Annotated in this window: 17 protein-coding genes; 3 read left to right on the top strand and 14 right to left on the bottom strand. The window is 58.8% G+C overall.

Annotated features, from left to right (window positions below; genetic code table 11):
- Positions 1-27: 27 nt before the first annotated feature.
- The 14 genes from HYZ49_02260 to HYZ49_02195 form a co-directional block, all read right to left on the bottom strand.
- Positions 28-1,140: a hypothetical protein gene (locus HYZ49_02260; protein ID MBI3241101.1), complete on the bottom strand. Its 1,113-nt coding sequence runs from the start codon at positions 1,138-1,140 to the stop codon at positions 28-30.
- 150 nt (positions 1,141-1,290) lie between these two features.
- The gene (locus tag HYZ49_02255) at positions 1,291-2,061 is read right to left on the bottom strand and encodes a tryptophan synthase subunit alpha (protein ID MBI3241100.1); all 771 of its coding nucleotides are present in this window, start codon (positions 2,059-2,061) and stop codon (positions 1,291-1,293) included.
- A 50-nt stretch (positions 2,062-2,111) separates the two neighbouring features.
- Complete coding sequence (trpB, locus tag HYZ49_02250; protein ID MBI3241099.1) at positions 2,112-3,314, bottom strand: tryptophan synthase subunit beta; 1,203 nt, start codon at positions 3,312-3,314, stop codon at positions 2,112-2,114.
- Entirely contained in the window at positions 3,286-3,906 is a 621-nt protein-coding gene (locus HYZ49_02245) for a phosphoribosylanthranilate isomerase (protein ID MBI3241098.1), read from the bottom strand. Before HYZ49_02245 ends, trpB begins: the two co-directional genes overlap by 29 nt.
- Before the next feature lie 51 nt (positions 3,907-3,957).
- Positions 3,958-4,737, bottom strand: coding sequence for an indole-3-glycerol phosphate synthase TrpC (gene trpC, locus HYZ49_02240; GenBank protein MBI3241097.1), 780 nt, complete (start codon positions 4,735-4,737; stop codon positions 3,958-3,960).
- Between the two features lie 73 nt (positions 4,738-4,810).
- Positions 4,811-5,839, bottom strand: coding sequence for an anthranilate phosphoribosyltransferase (gene trpD / locus HYZ49_02235; GenBank protein MBI3241096.1), 1,029 nt, complete (start codon positions 5,837-5,839; stop codon positions 4,811-4,813).
- Between the two features lie 94 nt (positions 5,840-5,933).
- Positions 5,934-6,500 carry an aminodeoxychorismate/anthranilate synthase component II gene (locus HYZ49_02230; protein MBI3241095.1) on the bottom strand — a complete coding sequence of 189 codons (567 nt, stop codon included), beginning with the start codon at positions 6,498-6,500 and terminating at the stop codon, positions 5,934-5,936.
- Between the two features lie 35 nt (positions 6,501-6,535).
- Entirely contained in the window at positions 6,536-7,582 is a 1,047-nt protein-coding gene (gene trpS, locus HYZ49_02225; GenBank protein MBI3241094.1) for a tryptophan--tRNA ligase, read from the bottom strand.
- 77 nt (positions 7,583-7,659) lie between these two features.
- Positions 7,660-9,144 (bottom strand): anthranilate synthase component I, encoded by a 1,485-nt coding sequence (trpE, locus tag HYZ49_02220; GenBank protein ID MBI3241093.1) that lies wholly within the window; start codon positions 9,142-9,144, stop codon positions 7,660-7,662.
- Positions 9,145-9,791: 647 nt separating this feature from the next.
- Entirely contained in the window at positions 9,792-10,223 is a 432-nt protein-coding gene (locus HYZ49_02215) for an ester cyclase (protein ID MBI3241092.1), read from the bottom strand.
- A gap of 495 nt (positions 10,224-10,718) precedes the next feature.
- Positions 10,719-14,024: a DUF11 domain-containing protein gene (locus HYZ49_02210; GenBank protein MBI3241091.1), complete on the bottom strand. Its 3,306-nt coding sequence runs from the start codon at positions 14,022-14,024 to the stop codon at positions 10,719-10,721.
- Positions 14,025-14,744: 720 nt separating this feature from the next.
- Entirely contained in the window at positions 14,745-17,003 is a 2,259-nt protein-coding gene (locus HYZ49_02205) for a sodium-translocating pyrophosphatase (GenBank protein ID MBI3241090.1), read from the bottom strand.
- A gap of 129 nt (positions 17,004-17,132) precedes the next feature.
- Positions 17,133-18,374: a DUF2330 domain-containing protein gene (locus HYZ49_02200; protein MBI3241089.1), complete on the bottom strand. Its 1,242-nt coding sequence runs from the start codon at positions 18,372-18,374 to the stop codon at positions 17,133-17,135.
- A 115-nt stretch (positions 18,375-18,489) separates the two neighbouring features.
- Complete coding sequence (locus HYZ49_02195) at positions 18,490-19,023, bottom strand: NUDIX domain-containing protein (GenBank protein MBI3241088.1); 534 nt, start codon at positions 19,021-19,023, stop codon at positions 18,490-18,492.
- A 103-nt stretch (positions 19,024-19,126) separates the two neighbouring features.
- Here HYZ49_02195 and HYZ49_02190 point away from each other — a divergent pair, with 103 nt between their 5' ends.
- From HYZ49_02190 to HYZ49_02180, 3 genes are all read left to right on the top strand, one after another.
- The gene (locus HYZ49_02190; protein MBI3241087.1) at positions 19,127-21,082 is read left to right on the top strand and encodes a DUF2207 domain-containing protein; all 1,956 of its coding nucleotides are present in this window, start codon (positions 19,127-19,129) and stop codon (positions 21,080-21,082) included.
- Between the two features lie 15 nt (positions 21,083-21,097).
- Positions 21,098-21,613 (top strand): hypothetical protein, encoded by a 516-nt coding sequence (locus tag HYZ49_02185; protein ID MBI3241086.1) that lies wholly within the window; start codon positions 21,098-21,100, stop codon positions 21,611-21,613.
- A 92-nt stretch (positions 21,614-21,705) separates the two neighbouring features.
- Positions 21,706-22,218 carry a hypothetical protein gene (locus HYZ49_02180; protein MBI3241085.1) on the top strand — a complete coding sequence of 171 codons (513 nt, stop codon included), beginning with the start codon at positions 21,706-21,708 and terminating at the stop codon, positions 22,216-22,218.
- The last annotated feature ends 8 nt before the right edge of the window (positions 22,219-22,226 follow it).

Here is a 22,226-nt window from a genome sequence, read left to right as displayed (position 1 = left end):
GATAGGCCTCACCTCCTTCAGCCTGAGTTACCGTCCCCAGGCTAACAATTCGTAACGGGCGGCCCCGGCGTTAGGCGAGTTCACACAAATTTCAAAGGTGTAAGTGTCTTCGCCGACGATGCCGCTGGGGGAAGATTCGAACCAATCCCCGAAGTTGACAACGGTGTTCTGGTTATCGTACAGAACGGCGGCAATGACCAGATAATCTTCCAGATCATTGCCGGAGTTTTGCAAGTCTGCCGAGACGCAGTAGGCATTCTGCCGGTTTTGTTGCCTGGCGGCCAGAAATTCGAAGTCCGTGCGCGGCGGATCATTGCTCAACTGGGTTTCGGCGCGCAGGTTGTAGCTGGCGACGTTTTGAATGCCGTCAACAACCAACTGGAACGGCATCCGCCCGTCGGCAGGAACGACATCGCTGGCCCAGTAATCGGTGAGGTCGCTGTCGTCGGCAACCACCTGGCCCTGAGCATCGTAGAAAGTTCCAGTGATGTGCAATATTTTCCGGGCAACGCCGGTGTTGTTGACCAGATTGCCGAATATCAGCAGTTCGTCGGCCCCGCTTTGGAGTCGCGCGTTGTCAAACGACAAACCGGCGTCAGTCGGCCTGGGGGTGGGGCGCTGAAAGGTGGCGCTCGGGGTGGCGGTCAACTCGGTGGTGGGGCTGGGTGTCCAGGTGAAAGTCGGGGCTACAGTGTCTTGAGCAGGAGAGGTGTTCGGAGGGGTGAAGGTCGGGCTGGGGGCGGCGTTTGTCGGCGTGAAAGTTGCGCTTGGAAAGTTCGTGTAGGTTGGCGTGCTGGTGAAGGTGAGGGTTGCGGTAAAAGCAGGGCTGAAACTGGGGGTGAATGAGGGGGCGAGGCCGGTGGAGGAGAGTGTTGTGGATGTCGGCGGGGCAATGGTCGGCAGGGCGGCGGCGGCCACTGGAACGGCGGTTGGAAGGTAAGGCGTGGCGAGACTCGATTGAGGAGTCGGGGGGGCGGTTGAAACAGGCGATGAGCTATATACGATTCCTATCACGGCAATAGCCCCGTAAATAAAGATCGAAACGGCAAGCGTGATGATGACCCAAACCGCTAAAGGAAGTGAAGGCTGGGCCGCTCTGGGTTGCTCTTGGCCCTTGTTGTTTGGCTGTAGGCGACGCATCAGCGAAACCAGAAACTGGTCATATCTGTTGACAGTTGGCCCGTTATATTTGGTTGTTTATCAATTTGGACTTTGGCGGTAGTAATTATAGCAAAAAATCGGTCAGCTTTTGGTAAATATTTGTGACGTGGTTAGTACTCAAGAGGGGGTCTAGCCTAAAACTTTGCGCATGTGCCTGACAAACTCCTTTACGCCTTCTACCGGCTTTTTGCCGCTGGCGGCTTTGATAATGGCCGAGCCGATGATGACGCCGTCGGCGAATTGGCCGACTTCGACGGCCTGGGCCGGGGTGCTGATTCCAAATCCAACCGCCACTGGAACACTGGCCGCCTCTTTCACCCGCCCCACAAACTCCCTCAGTCCTCCGGCCACGCCCGACCGTTCACCCGTCACGCCCGTCACCGAAACCAGATAGAGAAAGCCGCTGGCGCGTTCGGCAACTTTTTTGATTCGCTCCGGCGTCGAAGTGGGCGCGAGCATATAGATCAGCGACAGGTCGTGTTTGCGGCACTCGCCTTCAAGCTCGTCTGCTTCCTCCAGTGGCAGGTCGGGGACGATGAAGCCGTCTGCCCCGGCAGAGGCGGCGTCACCGGCGAACCGGGCCAGGCCGTAAGCGAAGATCGGGTTGTAGTAACCCATTAACAGAAGCGGAACGACCACGCCGCGCCGCCTCAGTTCAGTCGTCATCTGCAAACATTTGGCGACGGTGACGCCGTTCTCCAGCGCCACTTGCGTCGAATGTTGAATCACCGGGCCGTCAGCCAGCGGGTCGCTGAACGGCAGACCGAGTTCGATGAGGTTGGCCCCGGCTTCGGCGGTGGCCTGGACGCAAGCCAGCGACGTTTCGGGATCGGGATAGCCGAGCGTGAGGTAGGGCATGAGGGCGGGGCGAGGGGTGAAGGCGGCAGCGATGCGAGACATTGGAGAGAAGAGATTAGAGAATTTGGAGGATTGGAGAATTCTCCAATCCTCTATAAACTCTTCATGACAGTGTCAAGGTCTTTATCGCCCCGGCCCGACAGATTGACGACGATGATCTGATCGGGCAACATCGTCGGAGCGCGCTTGAGGGCTTCGGCGACGGCGTGCGAGGATTCGAGGGCGGGGATGATGCCCTCGGTTCGGCAGAGAGTCGAGAAGGCGGCTAAGGCTTCTTCGTCGGTGGCCGAGGTGTAGAAGGCGCGTTCGTTGTCGTGAAGGTAAGAATGTTCGGGGCCGACGGCGGCATAGTCCAGTCCGGCAGAGATGGAGTGCGTTTCGGCGATTTGGCCGTCGGGCGTTTGCAGAACGAAGGTCTTTGCTCCGTGCAAAATGCCAACGCGGCCCACGCGCGGATCGCCAAAACGCGAGGCGTGTCTGCCGCTGGCGATTCCCTCGCCGCCGGCCTCCACGCCGATCATCTCAACATTCTCGTCGGCGATGAAATCGTGAAACAGGCCAATCGCGTTCGAGCCGCCGCCGACACAGGCGATCAGCGTGTCGGGCAGTCGCCCGGTCTGCTCCAAAATCTGCGCCCGCGCTTCGCGCCCGATGATGGATTGAAAGTCGCGCACCATCGTCGGGTAGGGGTGCGGGCCGAGCGCCGAGCCGAGCAGGTAGTAGGTGCCGCCCACGTTTGTCACCCAGTCGCGGATGGCTTCGTTGATGGCGTCCTTGAGCGTCTTCGTGCCGCTCTCCACGCCGCGAACTTCTGCGCCCAACAGTTTCATGCGAAAGACGTTGGGCTGTTGCCGGGCCATGTCCACCGTGCCCATGTAAACAATGCACTCCAGGCCGAGCAGAGCGCAGGCGGTGGCCGTCGCCACGCCGTGTTGCCCCGCGCCCGTCTCGGCGATGATGCGCCTTTTGCCCATGCGTTTCGCCAACAGGGCTTGCCCCAAAGCATTGTTGATCTTGTGCGCGCCGGAGTGCGCCAGGTCTTCGCGCTTGAGGTAAATTTGCGCGCCGCCCAATTGCTGGCTGAGTCGTTTGGCGTAAGTGAGCGGCGTCGGGCGGCCAACATAAGTTTCGAGCAAATGTTGAAACTCACGATGAAAAGACTTGTCAGCCTGCGCTTCGCCGTAGGCCGCAACAAGCTCGTCGAGCACGGGCATCAACGTCTCTGGCACAAACTGGCCGCCGTAAGGGCCGAACTTGCCGGGGGAGTTAGAGTGAGGAGTTAGAATTAGAGACATCCTTTGCCGCCTTGATGAATGCAAATACTTTCGCCCGGTCTTTCACTCCCGGAGCCGTCTCGACGCCTGAGGCCACGTCCACGCCCCACGGTTGGACGCGGCCAATTGCCAGGGCGACGTTGTCCGGGGTGAGACCGCCGGCCAGCAATAACCGGCATTGCTTCGCCAGTTGAGCCGCCAGTGTCCAATCGGCTGTTTTCCCCGTTCCACCGAAATGACCGGCGGCGTGAGCGTCGAAGAGAAGTAATTGGTAATTGGTAATTGGTAATTGGTGGTTGCGTATTGCTTTGAACCCGCGCTCGCCCATCGCATGTAAAACGTCCTCCGACTCGTCGCCGCTCAACTGGGCCAGGTCTAAGCCGCACTCGTCCAGCGCCGCCTTCATCGCCGCCGCCGATTCGTTGACGAACACGCCGACGAGCACGGGCGGCTTGGGCAGATCGCGTAAAGCCGATGCAATCTGGCGCGCCCTCTCTCGCGAGAGATAGCGCGGGCTTTTCGGATAAAAGTTCAGCCCGATGAAGTCGGCCCCGGCTTCAGCGCACATCAGAGCATCGTTGATGGTGGTGATGCCGCAAATCTTGACCTTCACGTATTTTCATATTTCGTATTTCGTATTCCGTAGAAGGTTACGGAATACGCACTACGCAATACGCCCCGCCAACTCTCTCACCTTCGCCCCCACATCCTCCGCCCGCACAATTGCCTCGCCCACCAGCACCGCGTCCACACCCAGGCCGCAAACGTCCTCACGCACGCGGATGCCGCTCTCGGCTACAACGGCAACGCCCGGCGGGAGCAGAGGGCGCAACCGGCGCGTTGTGTCCAGGCTCACGGAAAAGTCGCGCAAGTCGCGGTTGTTGATGCCGATGAACGTAGCGCCACAACTCAGGGCGCGCACCAGTTCGTGATAGGTGTGAACTTCCACCAGCGCCGCCATGCCCAGATGGCGAATCCGGCTCTGAAACGTTAGTAGTTCGTGGTCGCTCAACTCGGCGACGATGAGCAGAACTGCGTCCGCGCCCGCCGCTCGCGCTTCGTAAACCTGATAGGGATCGCAAATGAACTCTTTGCGAAGCAGTGGCACGCCGAGATTCAAATTGGCAATTTGACGAAGGTAACTGAGCGAGCCGCCAAAGTATTTCTCGTCGGTCAACACCGATATGGCGGTTGCCCCGTTGGCGGCGTAGGTTTGCGCCAGCCGGATCGGGTCGAAGTCGGCGACCATCACGCCTTTCGACGGCGATCCTTTTTTTACTTCGGCGATCAGCGCCGGGCGGTGGGCGGCTTTGAGTGCGGCCAGGAAATCAAGTGGTGGTCGAACCGTCTCAATCTGCCGCCGCAACTCGATCATCGGCACGCGCTTCTTCTGCTCTGCTACCTCAGCACGCTTGTGGGCAAAGATTTCCGAAAGGATAGACATTTCTTTCACCGCGAAGACGCAAAGAACGCAAAGAAAACCAAGAAAAAACTTAGCGGCCTTCGCGCCTTCGCGGTTAGCCCTTCCTCAGTTCGCTAGACAGTTTGACCAGCGCTTCCATCTTCGCCAGGGCCGCGCCGCTTTCGAGGGCTTGGCGGGCTTCGGCTAGGCCGTTCGCCAGGTCGCCGCTGTCGGCGGCGATGGCGGCGGCGGCGTTGAGCAGAACCACGTCCTTCAAAGCGCCATTGCTCTCGCCACTCAACACTTGCCGCATTATCTGCGCGTTCTCTTCCGGTGAGCCGCCTTTGAGATCGCCCGGCCCGGCGCGGCGCAAACCAAGCGACTCCGAATCAAGTTCAAATGTCGTCACTTGGCCGTCTTTGAGATGGCTAACTTTATTCGGGCCGGTCGTCGTCAACTCGTCGAGGCCGCCGTGACCGTGCACCACAAACGCCGCTACCCCGCCAAGCTCGCCGAACACTTTGGCAATCGTCTCGGTCAGCGCCGGGTCGTACACGCCGATCAGTTGTTGGCTCGCGCCTGCCGGGTTGGTGAGCGGGCCGAGCACGTTGAAGATGGTGCGCTGGCCCAACTCCTTGCGCGGGCCGACGGCGAATTTCATAGCTGGATGAAACCTGGGCGCAAACAAGAAGCCGATGCCGACTTCGTCAATGCACTTCGCCACTTGCTCCGGCGTCAGTTCCAGGCTCACGCCCAACGCGCTCAACACGTCGGCGGAACCGCAGGCCGACGAGGCGGCGCGGTTGCCGTGCTTGGCGACCTTGCGCCCGGTTCCGGCGACGACGAAGGCCGCCGCCGTGGAGACGTTGAACGTGCCTGCCCCGTCGCCGCCGGTTCCGGCGGTGTCGAACAAGGGTTGGCCGCCACTGCGAGACGGCGCCACCTTGGTGGCGTGCGCCCGCATTGCCCGGGCGCTACCGGTGATCTCGTCCACCGTTTCGCCTTTCATCCGCAAGGCAATCAAATAGCCGCCAATTTGGGCCGGGGTGGCCGTGCCGCCCATGATGTCGGTCATGGCGCTTTCCGCTTCGGCCTGAGTCAAATTCTCGCGGCGGAGAAGTTTGGGGAGGACGGTTTTGATCATGGCGAACAAGTCAAGCAGTCTTGTAGTCGAGTAGTCAGGTAGTCGGATGGCTCGTTGCCCGGCCACTTGACTACTCGACTACTTGACCATCTGACTACCCGACTAACTCCAGAAAGTTTTTCAACAGCACCTTCCCGCCCTCCGTCAAAATACTTTCCGGGTGGAACTGCACGCCAAAGGTCGGGCCTTCTTTGTGGCGCAAGGCCATCACTTCGCCTTCTTTGGTAAAGGCTTGCGCTTCGAGGCAGTCGGGCAGTGGCTCTTCGACGATGAGCGAGTGGTAGCGAGTGGCGTTGAATGGCGACGGCAGGCCCTCGAACAAACCTTGCCCGTGGTGGTAGATGGGCGACGTTTTGCCGTGCATGAGCCGGGGAGCGCGGCTGACCTTGCCGCCAAAGACAGCGCCGATGCACTGATGACCGAGACACACCCCCAGCACCGGAATCTTGCCGGTGAAGTAGAGAATGGCGTCGTTGGAGATACCGCCGTCATTCGGGTCGCCGGGGCCGGGGGAGATGACAAGGTGGGAGGGTGACAGGGTGACAAGGCGATTGAGTGTCACTTGGTCGTTACGAAAGACGGTCATCTCCGTGCCCAGTTCGCCAAAATATTGAACCAGGTTGTAAGTAAACGAGTCGTAGTTATCAATCATCGCAATCATGCCCAATCTCCAATTCTCTAATCTCCAATCTCTCTTCACTCACTCTCCCCAAAAATATCCACCGTGTCCTGATACAACTCGGCTACGTAGCCCAGCCCTGCCGCCTCGCGCGCCAGCAACATCGTCTCTTTGGCCTCGGCCTGCATCCGGCGGATGCCGTTGGCGATCACGTCCTGCAGGAGCAGTGGCCGCGTCATGTAGTGGGCGCGGCGCTCGCGGAACGGATCGAGGAAGGCGTTGAGGGCCTGGGCGAGTTTGGCTTTCACTTCCACGTCGCCCACTTTGCCGTTGCGATAGCGTTCTTTCAAATCGGCCACTTCGTCTTTGTTCGCGTTGAAGGCGTCGTGATAGATGAAGACCGGGTTGCCCTCGACCGTGCCGGGGTCGGTGGCGCGCAGACGGTTAGGGTCGGTATACATGACCTTCACTTTGGCCTCCACTGTTTCGGCGTCATCTGAAAGATAAATTGCGTTGTTCGCCGACTTGCTCATTTTGGCGCTCCCGTCCGTGCCGACGAGCGTCGGCACTTCGCCCACCAGCGCCTCAGGTTCGGGGAAGACGGGCGCGTACAGCAGGTTGAAGCGGCGGGCGATCTCGCGGGCCAGTTCGACGTGCGCCTGATTGTCTTTGCCGACCGGCACGATGTTGGCGCGTGGAAGCAGAATATCCACCGCTTGCAAAACGGGGTAGCCCAGCAAACCAAACGGCATCGTGTCCAGGTTGGCGTCGCGAGCCATGTCTTTCAGCGAAGGCAATCGTTCAAGGCGCGGCACGGTGACCAGCATCTCGAACAGCAGGTTGAGTTCGTAAGTTTCGGGGATGGCCGACTGGACGAAGATGGTGGAAAGCTCCGGGTCAATGCCGACGGCTAAATAGTCCAACACGATCTCGCGAATGTAGCCGGGGATTTCGCGGATGAAGTCGCGCTCCGGCCTCGTCGTCAGCGTGTGTAAGTCGGCGATGATGAAGAAGGCTTCGTACTCATGTTGTAGTTTGATTCGATTGGCAAGACTGCCCACGTAATGGCCGAGATGGAGCCGGCCGGTGGGGCGGTCGCCGGTAAGAAGACGGGGTTTGGTCATGGTCGTTTTGTCGCTTGGTCTGGTGGTCGAGTAGTCGAGTAGTCTGTTCGACTATTCGACTACCTGACCACCCGACTTTAGAAAGATTCTTCGGCCAACTCAACAGCTTTAATAAGCGCCCTGGCTTTGTTCATCGTCTCTTCGTATTCCTTCGCCGGATCAGAGTCGGCGACGATGCCGGCCCCGGCCTGCACGCTCACTGTCTGGCCGCGCATGAGCAAGGTGCGAATGGTGATGCAGGTGTCCATCGAACCGTCGAAGCCGATGTAACCCACCAGGCCTGCGTACGGCCCGCGCGCTTCGCCCTCAAGCCCGGCGATGATTTCCATGGCCCGCACTTTGGGCGCGCCGCTCACCGTGCCTGCCGGAAACGTGGCGCGGATCAAATCGTAAGCATCGCGCCCTTCGCTCAGTTCGCCGGTGACGTGCGAGACAATGTGCATCACGTGCGAGTAGCGTTCAACCGTCATCAGTTCCGACACTTTCACCGAGCCGTATTTGCAGGCCCGTCCGATGTCGTTGCGGCCCAGGTCCACCAGCATCACGTGCTCGGCGCGCTCTTTAGGGTCGGCTAGCAGGTCGGCCTCGTGGGTTGCGTCCTCGGCAGGCGTCCGGCCACGGGGGCGAGTCCCGGCGATGGGGCGCACCGTGGCGGTTGCCCCTTCGAGTCGAGTGAGAATTTCCGGCGAGGCGCCGATTAGATGCAACGGCTCGCCGGCCAGAGCGCCAAAGTCGAAGAAGAACATGTACGGCGACGGATTGAGCCGCCGCAAACTGCGATAGATGTCGAACGGTTTAGCCGCCGTCTGCCGGGATAGCCGTTGTGACAGCACCACCTGAAAAATGTCGCCGGCCGCGATGTGCTCCTTCGCTCGCAGAACACTCGCCTCAAATGCCTCTCGGGTGATGTTTGATCGCGTTCGCGTCTCTCCTTTCTCCGTGAATGGGAGTTTGGGTGCCTGGGTTTTTTGGGGAGTGGCAGCTTTTATCTTTTCGGCCAGCGCACCCAGCCGCGCCTCAGCCTCCTCTCGCTCCTCTGTCGAGACCGTCGTCATCAACAGCGTCCGCCCTCGCGCATGATCAAATGCTACCACCGTGTCGGCCAGCAGGAAGATGCCATCTGGCAGATCGGCTTTCGGCAAATCAAACGTCGGCTCAAAGAACTGGACAGTCTCGTAACCGAGATAGCCGACCATGCCGCCGAGGAAGCGCGGCAGGTCTGGGGCGTGCTCGACGGCGTAATCGGCCAGCTCGGCGCGGATTGATTCGAGAGGGTCAACGTTGCTTGGTAATTCGTAATCGGTAATTTGGCCGCCCGCGTGTCGCTCAATCGTCCGCCCGCGCAGAACGAGCGCAACCTTCGGCTCGACGCCGATGAACGAATAACGCGCCACCTGCTCGCCGCCGGTCACGCTCTCCAGCAAAAACGACGGCCCGCCGCCCGCCGCAAGTTTAAGGTAGACTGAGACAGGCGTTTCGAGATCGGTGGGCAGTTCGCGGGCGACGGTGACGTGCGTGGAAAAGTCAGAGTGGTGAGTTAGAGTGGGTTGAGCAAGCACCATAGTATTGCCTCTTCAGAGCACGGATTCTCAGAATGAACAGATCGCGATCCGCCTCTTCTGGAAATCCGTGCTTTTGCGAGAATCAAAAAGACTGCTTCCATCTTTTGGGACGAAAGCAGTCTTCCGTGGTGCCACCCAGTTTAGGTCGGTGGGATACATAAACAAAAATCTGCCGACGATGCGACAGATTTTGCGTAGGCCAGCCTCACTTTTTGCGGGCACAGCCTTTTATGGCGATACCCTCTGCCCTGATAACGGTGGCGTCTCCGGCGGCGGCTACTCAGCTTCACAGCTTTTTGCCTTGCAACTCTGAGGGCCATTCCGCGTCAGCGTGGGCGTCGGGCTTCCACCAACTTCTGTCCGACTCTCTATGCCTCGTTTCGGCGCATACTCGTCCTCTTCGACGTTTTTGGTTTATGTGGTTGACGGCACTATAACAAAAATCGCCGCCTGAAGTCAAGGCTTAATCATCGTCGGCTCCCACAGTCTTTGCCGCTAATCCACAATTCACAATGCACAATGCCAACCCGCGAGCCTGTTTTGAAATTCAGAAATTGTAGGGCGAATTGCCAATTCGCCCTACAGAAATCGGCCAAAACTCGATTTGTCAAACAGGCTCTGAGGGTTGGTTGAATATCAAGTTGTGGTTACATAGGCGGCAGTAAGCCCAACTGCCCCAACAGGCTGGCCATATCCCAGAAATTCCAGGCGCGGGCCACTTTGCCTTCCCGGAACTGATAGGTGACACTGCCCGACACTGTCCCCTTTTTGCCGGTGGGCGGGATAGCGCCGCCTGAAGGTGTAGGGAGCGGCCCGGTGTGTGTGCCGGTGCCTATCCAATGTAGCACAACATAGTCACCCTGGCTGAGAGTGAGCGTCACCTCAAAATGCAAATCAGGGAACGCCGTCAGAAAACCCTGGTTTTGCATTTTTACCTGCTCTCTGGTCATCGGGCCAGGCGCGCCTGGCCCCTCGGCCCGATAATCGTCGGTGACGATCCCATCAGCCCAGTCCAAATTGTGGGCATTGAAGTTGTCGAAAAACATCTGCGCAATTTTGACGTTCTCTTGCTCTGACATTGTGTGTTTCCTTTCCGACCGGAGTTCAGCCGGTCACCGGCCTTGTAGGCCACTTGATGGATGTTGCATCTCAGTTTGACGATCATGTTCGTTCGATGGTTGCCTCCCTTCTGTGTCCCGGTGGGCGGAAAACAAAAAACCGCCCCCGACGTTTCACTCAACGTCAGCGGACGGTTTGATTGGGCCAACTGCCTGCCCAAAGCTCACGTTATTGCTCCCAAACTAAACGCTACAACAGAGAGCGGTAGAGGCTTCACAAAACAGTTGGGCAAAACTATAACCCGCTCCCACAGATCATATTACTCCTCTTTGGCCGTGAGGCGCAAGCATTTTTCAGAATCAGTGGCAGGGCATAAAACAAATATCACGACGAAGAGCCTGCGATAAAGCGGCAGAAAAAAATAACAAACGCCTGCTGGCGGTTGCCAACAGGCGTTTGGAGCCGGGTCTTCTAATTGAACTTGAAGTTTGCCCGGTAGCATTAATTTTTTTTTTTTACCGATTTGCTACGCGGCACCACACATCCCAATCCTGACCCGGCCCCAGGGTGCCCGGCGCCCGACGTTGGTCACCGCCCACCCATCTCACCGGCCTCCCATTGTTATCGAAGACTCCAATGGACAGGTCAACGTGGATCTCGGCGATCCCGTTTCTCATCACCGGCCACTCACTGACCGGTGGATAAGTGACCGTCAATCTTAGATTGCCAGTTTGTCTCACCCGGTATTGCTTAATCAGGATGCGGCCTGTGTCAGTGACGTATTCGACTCTCACCCAGCCTACCAGACTCCAGTTGTTGGGGATGCCCGTCGTCCAGATCACATCGGAAGCGATCACCCGGTCAGTGTCGCTGGCCGTATTGTTCTCCGGCGTCGGGTCGGGGCCGTGAGCGCCATCGTCGGCGACGGTAGCGGCGTTGGTGATCGTCGCCGGTGGCCGGCAACCAGAGTAATGTTCCGGCGTGGAGAAGGTAATGCGGAGGCCACTGCCTCGAGGGTCTTCCCAGGTTCTCGTATCGCGGATGCGGGCTGTCGAGCTTCCACCAGGGAGCATATCAGTTACCTTAACGGTGACGGTGCGAGTGACGCTGGCCCCGGCGGCCAGGTCGAAGACGGGCCAGGTGACAAGGCGCCCCGAGGCGGTTCCGCCATCGCTGGCGGCGACGAACCTTGTCAGCGTTGGCAAGGTGTCGGCGACAATAACGCCGGTAGCCGCCTGAGCGCCGACGTTGCTAATGGCGAGAGTGTAAGTCAGGGTTTCACCCGCCCGGGCAGTGTCGTGGCCGTCGCTCTTTTCTATCACTAAATCAGGGGGCGACTCGATGTCGTCGTTAGTGACAGTGCAGGTCTTGGTCTCACCAATGGCGATCGTGCCAGTGCAATCCACCGAGAACGATGCGGTGTAGCCACTCGGCCCGCTCTCTGTCACATTGTAATTACCGACATCCAAAGCCACCATCGTGCCGGGTGATTCTGCGCCAGGGAACGAAGGCGGGTTGACGTTCGTGCCAGTCACGCTCATCGTGAAGTCAGCGGCTACTGCCGTGCCGCCGTTGTCGTTGATTACATGCTTGACGACGATCAGCGTCGGTTGGATGTCGTCATTAGTGACAGTGCAGGTCTTGGTCTCGCCGACGGCGATCGTGCCAGTGCAGTCCGCCGAGAAGCTGGCGGTGTCGTCATTAGTGACAGTGCAGGTCTTGGTCTCGCCGACGGCGATCGTGCCAGTGCAGTCCGCCGAGAAGCTGGCGGTGTAGCCGTTCGGCCCACTTTCGCTGACACTATAACTTCCAGCGTCGAGCAGGAGGGTTGTGCCTGGCAACTCACTGCCGGGGAACGATGATGGGTTGACATTGACGCCGGTCACATTCATCGTAAAGTCAGCGGCTACTGCCGTGCCGCCGTTGTCGTTGATTACATGCTTGACGACGATCAGCGTCGGTTGGATGTCGTCATTAGTGACAGTGCAGGTTTTGGTCTCGCCGACGGCAATCGTGCCAGTGCAGTCCGCCGAGAGTGACATGGCATAACCGCTTGGGCCAGTTTCGCCGACACTGTAGTCGCCAGCGTCAAGCATGATGGTTGTTCCGGAAGCCTCCGCGCCGGGGAACGAGGCCGGGCTAACGTTCGTACCGGTCACACTCATCGTGAAGTCGCTCGCCACTGCCGTGCCGCCATTGTCGTTGATCACGTGCTTGACGACGATCAGTTTTGGCTTCTGAATGACCTCTATGGCGATAACGAGATTGTCAAGCGCATCTATCAAATCCGCCCTCGGGAACACCTTCAGGGTACGGATGCCGCTGCCGCTGACTGTAGGCTTACATATCCCCTCGGTGAATTGAGGTGGAGGGTTGGGATTTGGTGTGTTGGAACAGAGCACCTGATTTTCGTCTACAAGATTCCCGGCGGCGTCGAAGGCCTGCATTCTGAGACGATCGCCGTCCACGTCATCAATGCGCGTGTACCCTTCGATGCTCGCCGAACTGGCAGGAAAATCTAAACTAACGGTTAGCACTTCGTTCCGACCGAGTGTGGGTGCTCGGCAGTTCACGGGATCTGCTTCTGCCGCTGTAAAGGTTACGAGATAGTTTGGAGACGTGCCGGAAGTATATCCTGGATAACAAGTGAGCCTTGAACCGGTGAAGTAGACCGGCGTGATGTGGACCCCCCAGGCTGCGTACTGTTCGCCAATCAGGGTGCGGTCGGGGATTGGGTTCCCCGTCGCGTCCCGGTCGAAATCAATGATGAGCGGATTGAGCAACTGCGTGGTTATAGGAATATTGAACAGGTTATCCGCCGGGTTCTGGAATGTCGCCGTCAAAGCCGCGCCGAACTCCGCCGCAAAGTTCGCCGGATTCGGAATGTGGTAGACGCTATCGAAGAACAGCTTTGGGGATTGGCTGAAACCGGTGTTGCCGCTAAACACCGGGCCGGGGAATGTACTTCCGGAAAGCGAAGTGAGATTCACCACGCCAAAGCCGTAGGGATTGCCTCCACCCTCGCCACTGGGGTCGCCGATGGGGATCCCGTTGATGTCGGTCAGGAACCAGTTGAAGGAGAGGATCTCGCCCGGGTCGAAATCATCCACTGTAATGACGAAGCCATCCATGACGTTAGGACCATTGTCAATCGTCTCGATGACAACCGAGTTCGGGTCGCTCAGATTGGTGAAGTCCATGAAAGAGATTTCCGGGTCGCCGGGCTGGAGAGGTATACCCGAAGCAAAACCAATCAGGTCAATCCCTGGCACGGTAGTTCCCGCGCTCCATGAGATCGCAGTGGCGGTGCTGGAAGCCACCGTCCAATCGTTCGGCGGGTTCACGTTTCCCGGAATGGGGTCGTTGTCGAGCCGGCCATTGCCGTTGATGTCCTCGCCCGGATCGAGCAGGCCGTTTCCATTGGCGTCTTCCAGATCAGCGTCATTAATCGTTCCATCTCCATTGACATCCAGCAATACGAGAGGCCGCCCGTCTGCATCAATATCCGCGCCCGCAAAAAACGGGGCGCTGCCGCTCACGGCGCTTGTACCCTCGTCCAGCGCAATGTAGACGCCGAAGGCCTCGCCGTTCGACCAGTTCAAGACCTCGAACTCGAAACGGAATTTATCGTTGCCAGGGTCACCCGCCACCCGCTGAATGTCGGTGATGCGGAAACAAAAGACAGGGATGTTGGATTGACTCGGTACCGGGTCGGCCAGAGCGCGGCCTACGCTGGCGAACGCCAATGTTGCCACGACAATGAGGACGATCCCTCGTCGGGCATTGGCTAAATTTTGGGGGTGTAATTTGTAGGCAAACATGGACATCCTCCTTGACTTGAACGAAAAGCCAGTCATTTGGAGGGGCGATGTGACCCGCTATAGGCTGGCAATAACAAACAAAAACCGTCCCCTGGCGCATACCTGCGCTAGTGAGACGGCTTCTTTTACAACAGTATCCCTGTCTTGCTGAACATGTTGTTGCTCCCAAAGAGCCAAACTGAACATTAGGGAGAGGATGGGAATAGTCAGGCAGTCACATACTCCGCCTAGAATTCACCATTACAGGGTCACAATACTCCAATTTTGCATGAAGAGTAAATGTTACCTAAGTAGTAGCAATACACTATGAAAAGCTCGTAATGGGGAAATAAAAAACGCCTGCTGGCCGCCGCCAGCAGGCGTTTGGAGCCGGGTCTTCTATTTGAACTTGAAGTTTGCCCGGTTATCGCGTCTTCAGCCGTGTTGCCGCAGCTAACTGTTCTCGCGAGATTTATTTTGCGAGTGCCTTTATTAGTCTTGATCGTTGCTCTCTCTAAGACTGCATCAAATATTTAACGCAAAGCCGCAAAGCCGCAAAGAAAACCGGCTTACTCCCTGGCGACTTTGCGCCCTGGCGTTGAATCTTTTCTGCCCAAGCCGCACGGTGATAGTATTCCACTTCAGCAATTCCCGCAACTTTCCTTTCGGCGAAAACAAAAGCGGGGCCTGCGTCTCTTGACGCAGACCCCGCCTGAGAAAACAAGCTTGGGGCTGTGATGCTTACACGACGGATTCGCGTTTCGAATTCATGACCGCCCACGTCAACGCGGCCATCAGAACCACGCCGACGACGACCGTCCACACGTTGATGGTGGTGAAGGTGACGACGATGGGGGCGATGATGACCGAGACCAGGTTGACGACTTTGATCATCGGATTCAACGCCGGACCGGCGGTGTCTTTGAGCGGGTCGCCTACGGTGTCGCCGACGACGGCGGCCTTGTGCCGCTCGGAGTTCTTGCCCGTGTTCTGCGCCGGGTTCTTCGGCTCGTCTTCGACGACCTTCTTGGCGTTGTCCCACGCGCCGCCGGCGTTGGACATGAACACCGCCAGCAGTTGGCCGGAGACGATGATGCCCGCCAAAAAGCCGCCGAGCGCCTCAACCTTGAGGAACAGGCCGACCAGGATGGGCGGGATGACGCCCAGCAGGGCCAGCGAGATCAACTCGTTCTGGGCGGCGTTGGTGGAAATGGCAACCGCCTGCTTGTAGTCCGGCGGAATCTTGCCTTCCAGCACGCCCGCTTTGAACTGGCGGCGCACTTCGTTCACAATCAATCGCGCGGCCCGATTGACGGCGTTGATCGCCAGCGACGAGAACATCCACGGCAAGGCCCCGCCCAGCAACATGCCGATGAAAACTTGCGGCACCGAGACGCGAATGCCGTTGGCCAACGCCGTCGGGTCCACTTTGGAAACGTCGGTGATGAACGAGCCGAAAAGCGACACGGCGGCGATGACGGCTGAACCGATGGCAACGCCTTTGGTGATCGCTTTCGTCGTGTTGCCTACCGCGTCGAGCTGGCTCATGATTTTGCGGGCCTTGTCGTCCAGCCCGGCCATTTCGCCGATGCCGTTGGCGTTGTCGGAGATCGGGCCGAAGGAGTCCATAGCCACGTTGTTGCCGGTGAGGGTCAACATGCCGATGCCGGTCATAGCCACGCCGTATAAGATGTAAGCGTTTTGATTCGCCGGGTCAACGCCGGAGAAGATAAGAATGGAAGAGAAGATGGTGGCGGCGATGACGATGACCGACCAGACCGCGCTTTCGTAGCCCTGCACCAGCCCGGAGAGGATGGTAGTGGCCGGGCCGCCGTTCATCGAATTGACAATGTCTTTGACCGGCGCGCCGTGGGTGCCGGTGAACCACTCGGTGACGCGGTCAATGAGGATCGCCAGCCCGACGCCAACGGCCACGGCCAGCACAGGCCGCCACCAGCCACCCGGAACATCTTGCAGATAGAAGAACCCGGCAATGCCAAACAGCACCACCGAGATCGCCGCCGATGACAGGAAGCCGTTGAAGATGGCTTTCATCGCATCGCCGCCCTGTTCCATCTCTGGCGTCTTCACCAGATAGGTGCCGATGATGGACGAGAGCACGCCGATGCCGCGCACGATGAGCGGATAGACGATCCACTCGTTACGCCCGGTGAGGGCAGTGAGGGCCAGGCCGAGGATCAAAGCGGAGACAATGGTCACTTCATACGACTCGAAGATGTCGGCGGCCATCCCGGCGCAGTCGCCCACGTTGTCGCCGACGAGGTCGGCAATGACGGCGGCGTTGCGCGGGTCGTCTTCTTCGAGATTCGATTCGACTTTGCCGACGAGGTCAGCGCCCACGTCGGCGGCTTTGGTGTAGATGCCGCCGCCGACGCGCATGAAGAGCGCCAACAGCGTGCCGCCAAAGCCGAAGCCGAGCAGGGCGTCGGGCGCGGCCTTGCCAAGGAAGATGAAGATGACGGTGCCGCCGAAGAGGCCGAGTCCGTCCGTCAACATGCCGGTGATGGTTCCGGCGCGGTAGGCGATGCGAAGCGCGCCGGAGAACGACTTGCGCGCCTCAGCCGCCACCCGCACGTTGGCTTCCACGGCCATTCTCATGCCGATCTGGCCGACGGTGAGCGAGAAGCCGGCGCCCATGATGAAGGCGAAGGCCCGCCACAGGCCGATGTAGAGCTTCACCTGATCCGGCGTAGACCCGGCGAAGTGTTCGAGGGCTTCAGTGGTGGGCGGGACGATGTAAACCGAAAAGAATAGGGCCACCGTCAACACGCCGATGAGAGGCAGGATGGCGCGTAGTTGCTTACCCAGGTAAGCGTTGGCCCCTTCCTTGATCCAGCCCCAGACTTCCTGCATCTTGGCCGTGCCTTTGTCCTCGCGCAAAATTTGCGAGCGCAGGAAAACGGCATAGCCCAGGCCCAGGATTGCCACCCCCAGCACAGTGTAAATGGCAATCTGTTCAAATGAATTGAGATCCGACATAGAGTGAGCTTTCCTTCCGTTCAGCGGAAATAATGTTGAATTGCAGACACAAATTGCCCCTCGGAAAGAGGGGCAAAGTGGGAACATTGTACTGGAAGGGGGTGGAATGTGTCAAGAAAATGGCGGGGTTTACCGCTTCCCCGCTCGCCGGCCAATGAAAAGCCCGGCCAGCAAAAGCGCGCCACCCACCAGCGCGGCGGCCCCGAAGTAGATCAACGTTTTAGGAACAACGATCACACCACGCGGCGCAACTTCTGACACCACGCCCGGCGCGGCCTGTTGCACCGCCGTCGGCACGGCGATTTCCACCGTGTTCTGGGCGCACTCGTAAGGCGACGGCGAGTTGGAAAGGTCGTGAACATTGGAGAGGGGCGGCAGGCTCTCGTTGTACTGGAACGTCGGGTCAACCGTCATCTCTTCGGGCGAGATTTCGGTGTACACGCGAGTCAGGTAAGGATATTCGCTCAACAGCGCCCGCAAGTCTTCGTCCACTGCGGTCAGGCCCGTCGTCGGCCCGGCGAACTCGGTGACGAAACCCTGGCCGCTCACGTTGTCAATCGCCTGTGTCCGCAAGCCAAAGTAGTTGCTTCCGCCGAACGGGAAAAACTGAATATCCGAGTCGGGGATGTCGAGCTTCCGGTAGTTGTCGGACTCGTACTGGGTGTTGCCCAGCAACCACACCAGCACGCCCATGTTCGGGTTGGCGGCCACAGCGGTGAGCCGGAGCGGGATCATGGGCCGGTCGGATTTGTATTTCATGACCACCGGCTGAATGTCCTGCACGCCCGCGCCGGGCCGGAGCTTCATGGCCAGAAAGAGCATTTGCTCTTCCACGTAAACGTGAACCAACGGCTCCATTTCAGGCGTGATGCGATAGCCGTTGTCCTTGAGCCAGTTGATGAGGGCCTCTGAATCTTCCGAGCCGATCACGTCGAAGCCGAACGGCCCGACTTCGCCGGAGGAGAACACGGTGACGCCGCCGCCCGCGCCCTCGGCGACGGAGAGGGCTGGCAGTGCCAGGTCTTGAAGGGCACATTCGGGAATGGGCGGGCCGATGTAAATGGGGGCCGTCATCGTATCCAGTTCCAGAAACATATCCATCTCGGCCACGTCCACTTCCGGCACCGACGGGACGGGCACCACCCAGGCAAAGTCGGCGTCATCGCCGGTGTAGTTGATTTGCACGTAAGCGGCGATCTCGCTCCCGCGCTGGGTGAAGATGATGCGCTCGACTTGTTGGTTGATCGGGCTGGTGGTGCAGAAGAAGCCGCCACAGGCGAGTGTGGCCGCCGGTGCGGCCAGCACTGCCACGAGCGCGACTAGCCCGGCCAGAGCCATTTTGGATTGTAGAGTCGGGATTTTGGGTTTCATAGTCTCCTCCTGAGGTGAAGATTGGGTAGTTACATTGATGGACGTGAGACGCGAAGCAGGGTGGGGGAGTTCCAAAGTGAAATAAAAAACAAACACAATCCGCGAAAATCCGCGTTCATCTGCGTTCATCTGCGTCCGAAGAATCAACTTGGCTAAACTCAATCCTCAGCCGCCCGGCCTCATCGTACCAGTAACGCCCAAAAAATGGCGGGTCGCCGTCCTTCAGCGCCAGCACTTTGGGCAGGAGCGTCGGCAGGTCTTCCACCAGGTCGCGCTGGCCGATCTGATCGAAGGGAACCCACTCCAAAGTCCCTTCCCCGCCAGAGACGGTCTCCCGCGAGTCCGAGACGGCGGTGAAGACGAACATCCCGATTCCCGTCGCTTCGCCGGCGTCAATGTTGATCGCCCCGCGAAAGCATAAATCGCGCGCGGTCAGCCCGGTCTCTTCGGCAATCTCGCGTTTAGCGGCGGCGTAAAAATCTTCGCCGCGCTCCACGTGGCCGCCCACCCCGTTGGATTTGTTGGGCCAGATGCGCTTATCCGGCGCGCCTTTGAGCAAAAGCACGTCGCGCTCGTGGATGATGAAGCACAGCACGCGCGGGATGAGTTGATAGCGTTCAGGGTGAACGCCTTGATCGGAAGCAGACACGGCGGGAATTATAACGCCCGTTGCTCAAACACCTGGTGTTTGAGTAAAGTTGCGCCCTGCTTTCATTGGCCTATAATCATTGTTGGTTTTGGAGGCTAACTCTATGCGAAAAACTCTGTCTTTGTTAATTGTCTACCTCTTGCTCCTCGGCCTGGCAACTTCGGCGGACACGGCGCTGGCGCAGACCAAGTCGGTGACCTGGCAACGCTTCGACGTGGACATCGCCGTTCAACCGAACGGCGACTTACATGTGGTGGAGACGCAAGCCATTGAATTTAACGGCGGGCCGTTCACCAGCGGCTTCGCCGTCATCCCGCTCAAGAACACCGACGGCATCACCGACATCGCCGTCTCCGAGCCGGGACAGGCTTACCTCAACACCTCCAGCAACTCCGACTACACTTACGCCGTCTCCGGCGGCGGCAGTGAACTCAACGTGGACTGGTTCTTCCCGCCGACTTCTAATGTGACTCGCACGTTTGAACTGGCCTACACCGTTCACGGCGCAATCCGGCGCTATGACAGCGGCGACATTCTTCAGTACAAAGCGATCAGTGAGCAGTTTGAATTTCAAGCTCTCAGTTCCACCGTCACCGTTCACCTGCCGCCCGGCGGTGAAGTCGTCACCGATCCCGAATCGCTTGGGGCGTTGATGGCTTGGGAAACCAGCCCCGACAGCCTGACGGTAACCTACGCCAGCGCCGGAACGATTCAACCCTATGAAAGCGTTGAGATCGGCGTGGCTTTCAAGCATGGCGCAGTGAACGGCCCACAACCTTCATGGCAGGCCGAGTTTGATCGTCAGGCAACATACGAGGATACTGTCAAGCCACTGCTGAATTTGGGGCTGGTCGCCCTGGGCCTGGTTCTGCTTCTGGCGCTTCCCGGCGGGCTGTATTTGATCTGGTATTTATTCGGGCGCGATCCCAACCCCGGCCTGGTTCCAGAATACATCACCGAGCCGCCCTCGGACTTGCCGCCGGGTTTGGTGGGGACGCTGGTGGACGAGACAGCAGACATGCGCGACCTGACGGCAACCCTGATTGATTTTGCCCGGCGCGGCCTGGTGACGATGGAGGCTCAGGAAACTGCGGGCGCGTTTGGAACCTCGGCCAGTTCGTTCACACTCAAGAAGAGCGGCGAGCCAGATAAACTGCGCGGCTACGAAAAAACGCTCTACGACGCCGTCTTTGCGACGCAGAACGAGCGCGCCTTGAACCAGATGCCGGAAAGTTTCTTCGCTAAACTGCCGTTCATCAATTCATCGTTGTACGCCGAAACCGTAAAAGAGGGCCTGTTCAAGGCCAACCCGGACAGCGTGCGCGGCAACTACATTGTTGGCGGTGTAGTGGTGGTCATCATCACTTTGATAGTGGGCTTTGTGGCAGCGGCAATTGGGTCTGCGTACACCTCGGCCATCATTTGTCCCTTTGTGCCGCTGGTCATGTTTGGCATCGGGCTGGCGGCTCTCAGCCGCAGGATGCCGGCCAAGACTCGCAAGGGCGCAGAAGAGGCGGCCAAGTGGATGGCCTTTCAGAAGTATCTGGGCAACATTCAGAAGTATCGAGATGTGGCCGGCGCGGTGGATCAGTTTGAAAAGTACCTGCCCTATGCCATTGCCTTTGGCCTGGAGCGGCGATGGGTAAGCGCCTTTGCCAAAGCCCCCAACATCGTCGTTCCCGCGCCGCGCTGGTACACCTACCGGCCTCGACCGATCCTGACCGGTTCGCCGCCCGGCTCGATTACCAAAAACGTCGGCGAAGCCTCGCCAACTGGCGCGGGTCAAATGCCCAACCTAAACCAAATGGGTGAAAGCATGATCGGCGGCCTCAACCAGATGGGCGACGGGCTGATCACCGCCTTGAACACCGCCGGGCGATCCTTCTCGACGCCGCCAGCACCCAAATACACATACAGTGGCGGGGGAAGCCGGGGCACCAGCGGTGGCAGTCGAACGTTCCGGAGCGGCGGCGGCAGTTCCCGAAGTGGCGGCTTTCGCAGTAGCGGCGGTTTTCGCGGCGGCGGCTCCAGCGGCGGCGGACGGCGTGGATTTCGGTAAAGAGGAGAGTCGACAATGAAATCTGGTCGAGTGATGGGATTTTTGCTGGCAGGGAGCGGGGCGGCGGTGTTCGTCGTCGGGCTGGCCGTTTTGCTCGTCTTCCAGGTGGCGGCTGATCTGACGGTGGCCGGTTTGGGCGTTGGCATTATCCTGCTGATGATCATCAGCCTGCCGCTTTTTGGCGCTGGAATCTTTCTCGTCGTCAGAGCCGGGCAGGAAGGCCAGCAGGAAGAAGTGATGGCCAAGCAACGCCGGATTTTGGACGCGGTGGCGGCGCGCGGCGAAGTGCGGATTAGCGACCTGGTGCTTGAGCTGAAGGCGACGCGCGAGCAAGTTCAAAATTGGGTGTACAATCTGGTGGGCATGGGCGTGTTCAGCGGCTACATCAACTGGGAAGATGGCGTGCTGTACAGCGCCCAGGCCGCGCAATTGCGCGACTTGCACGAATGCAAACGGTGCGGCGGGCAGGTGTCGCTGGCCGGCAAAGGCGTCATCAAGTGCCGGCACTGCGGCACAGAGTACTTTTTATAGGTCTGTTACATTCGTTTCATCCGTTGTCCCAAAAAGCGGCTTGAAACATTCTGTTCTGTCCACTGTCTAAGTCTACGAAGGAGAGACACTCAATGACCGATATGTTTTCTAAAATAACTGACTCACAGAACTTGCTTGAGAAGATCGCCGGCAAGGTTCCGGGCTTCGGCGGCTACCTCAAGGAAGAACAGCGGCGCACCGCCGACAAAATGTTGCGTGAGACGCTGGCCCAGCGCTACGACGAACAGTGGGCGCGCATCTCTGAAATTCAGCGGCGAATGATTGGCGAAGGGATGATCGATCAGATTGACAACATGGAAGCCGCCGCCATCAAGCTTCGCAACTTTATTGACGGGATGAAGACGGCCTCTTACGGTTACGGCGGGCTGTTCGGCGCAGTGAAGATCAACGACGCCGAACTGGCGAAGCTCTACGACTTCGACAACCAACTGCTGGAAGGCGTAGGCCGGGTGACCAGCGCCGTGGACAACGTGGACGCCTCGGTCGGCACCGACGGCCTCCCCGCCGCCATCCGCAACCTGACCAACATTTGCGCCGAATGCGTCACCGCCTTCGACCGCCGCAAAGATGTGATTACCTCATAGTTAATTTC

The sequence above is a fragment of the Chloroflexota bacterium genome (genome assembly GCA_016197225.1).
In the GTDB taxonomy this organism is placed as follows: Bacteria; Chloroflexota; Anaerolineae; order Anaerolineales; family VGOW01; genus VGOW01.
This window is presented reverse-complemented; position numbering and strand designations above follow the sequence as displayed.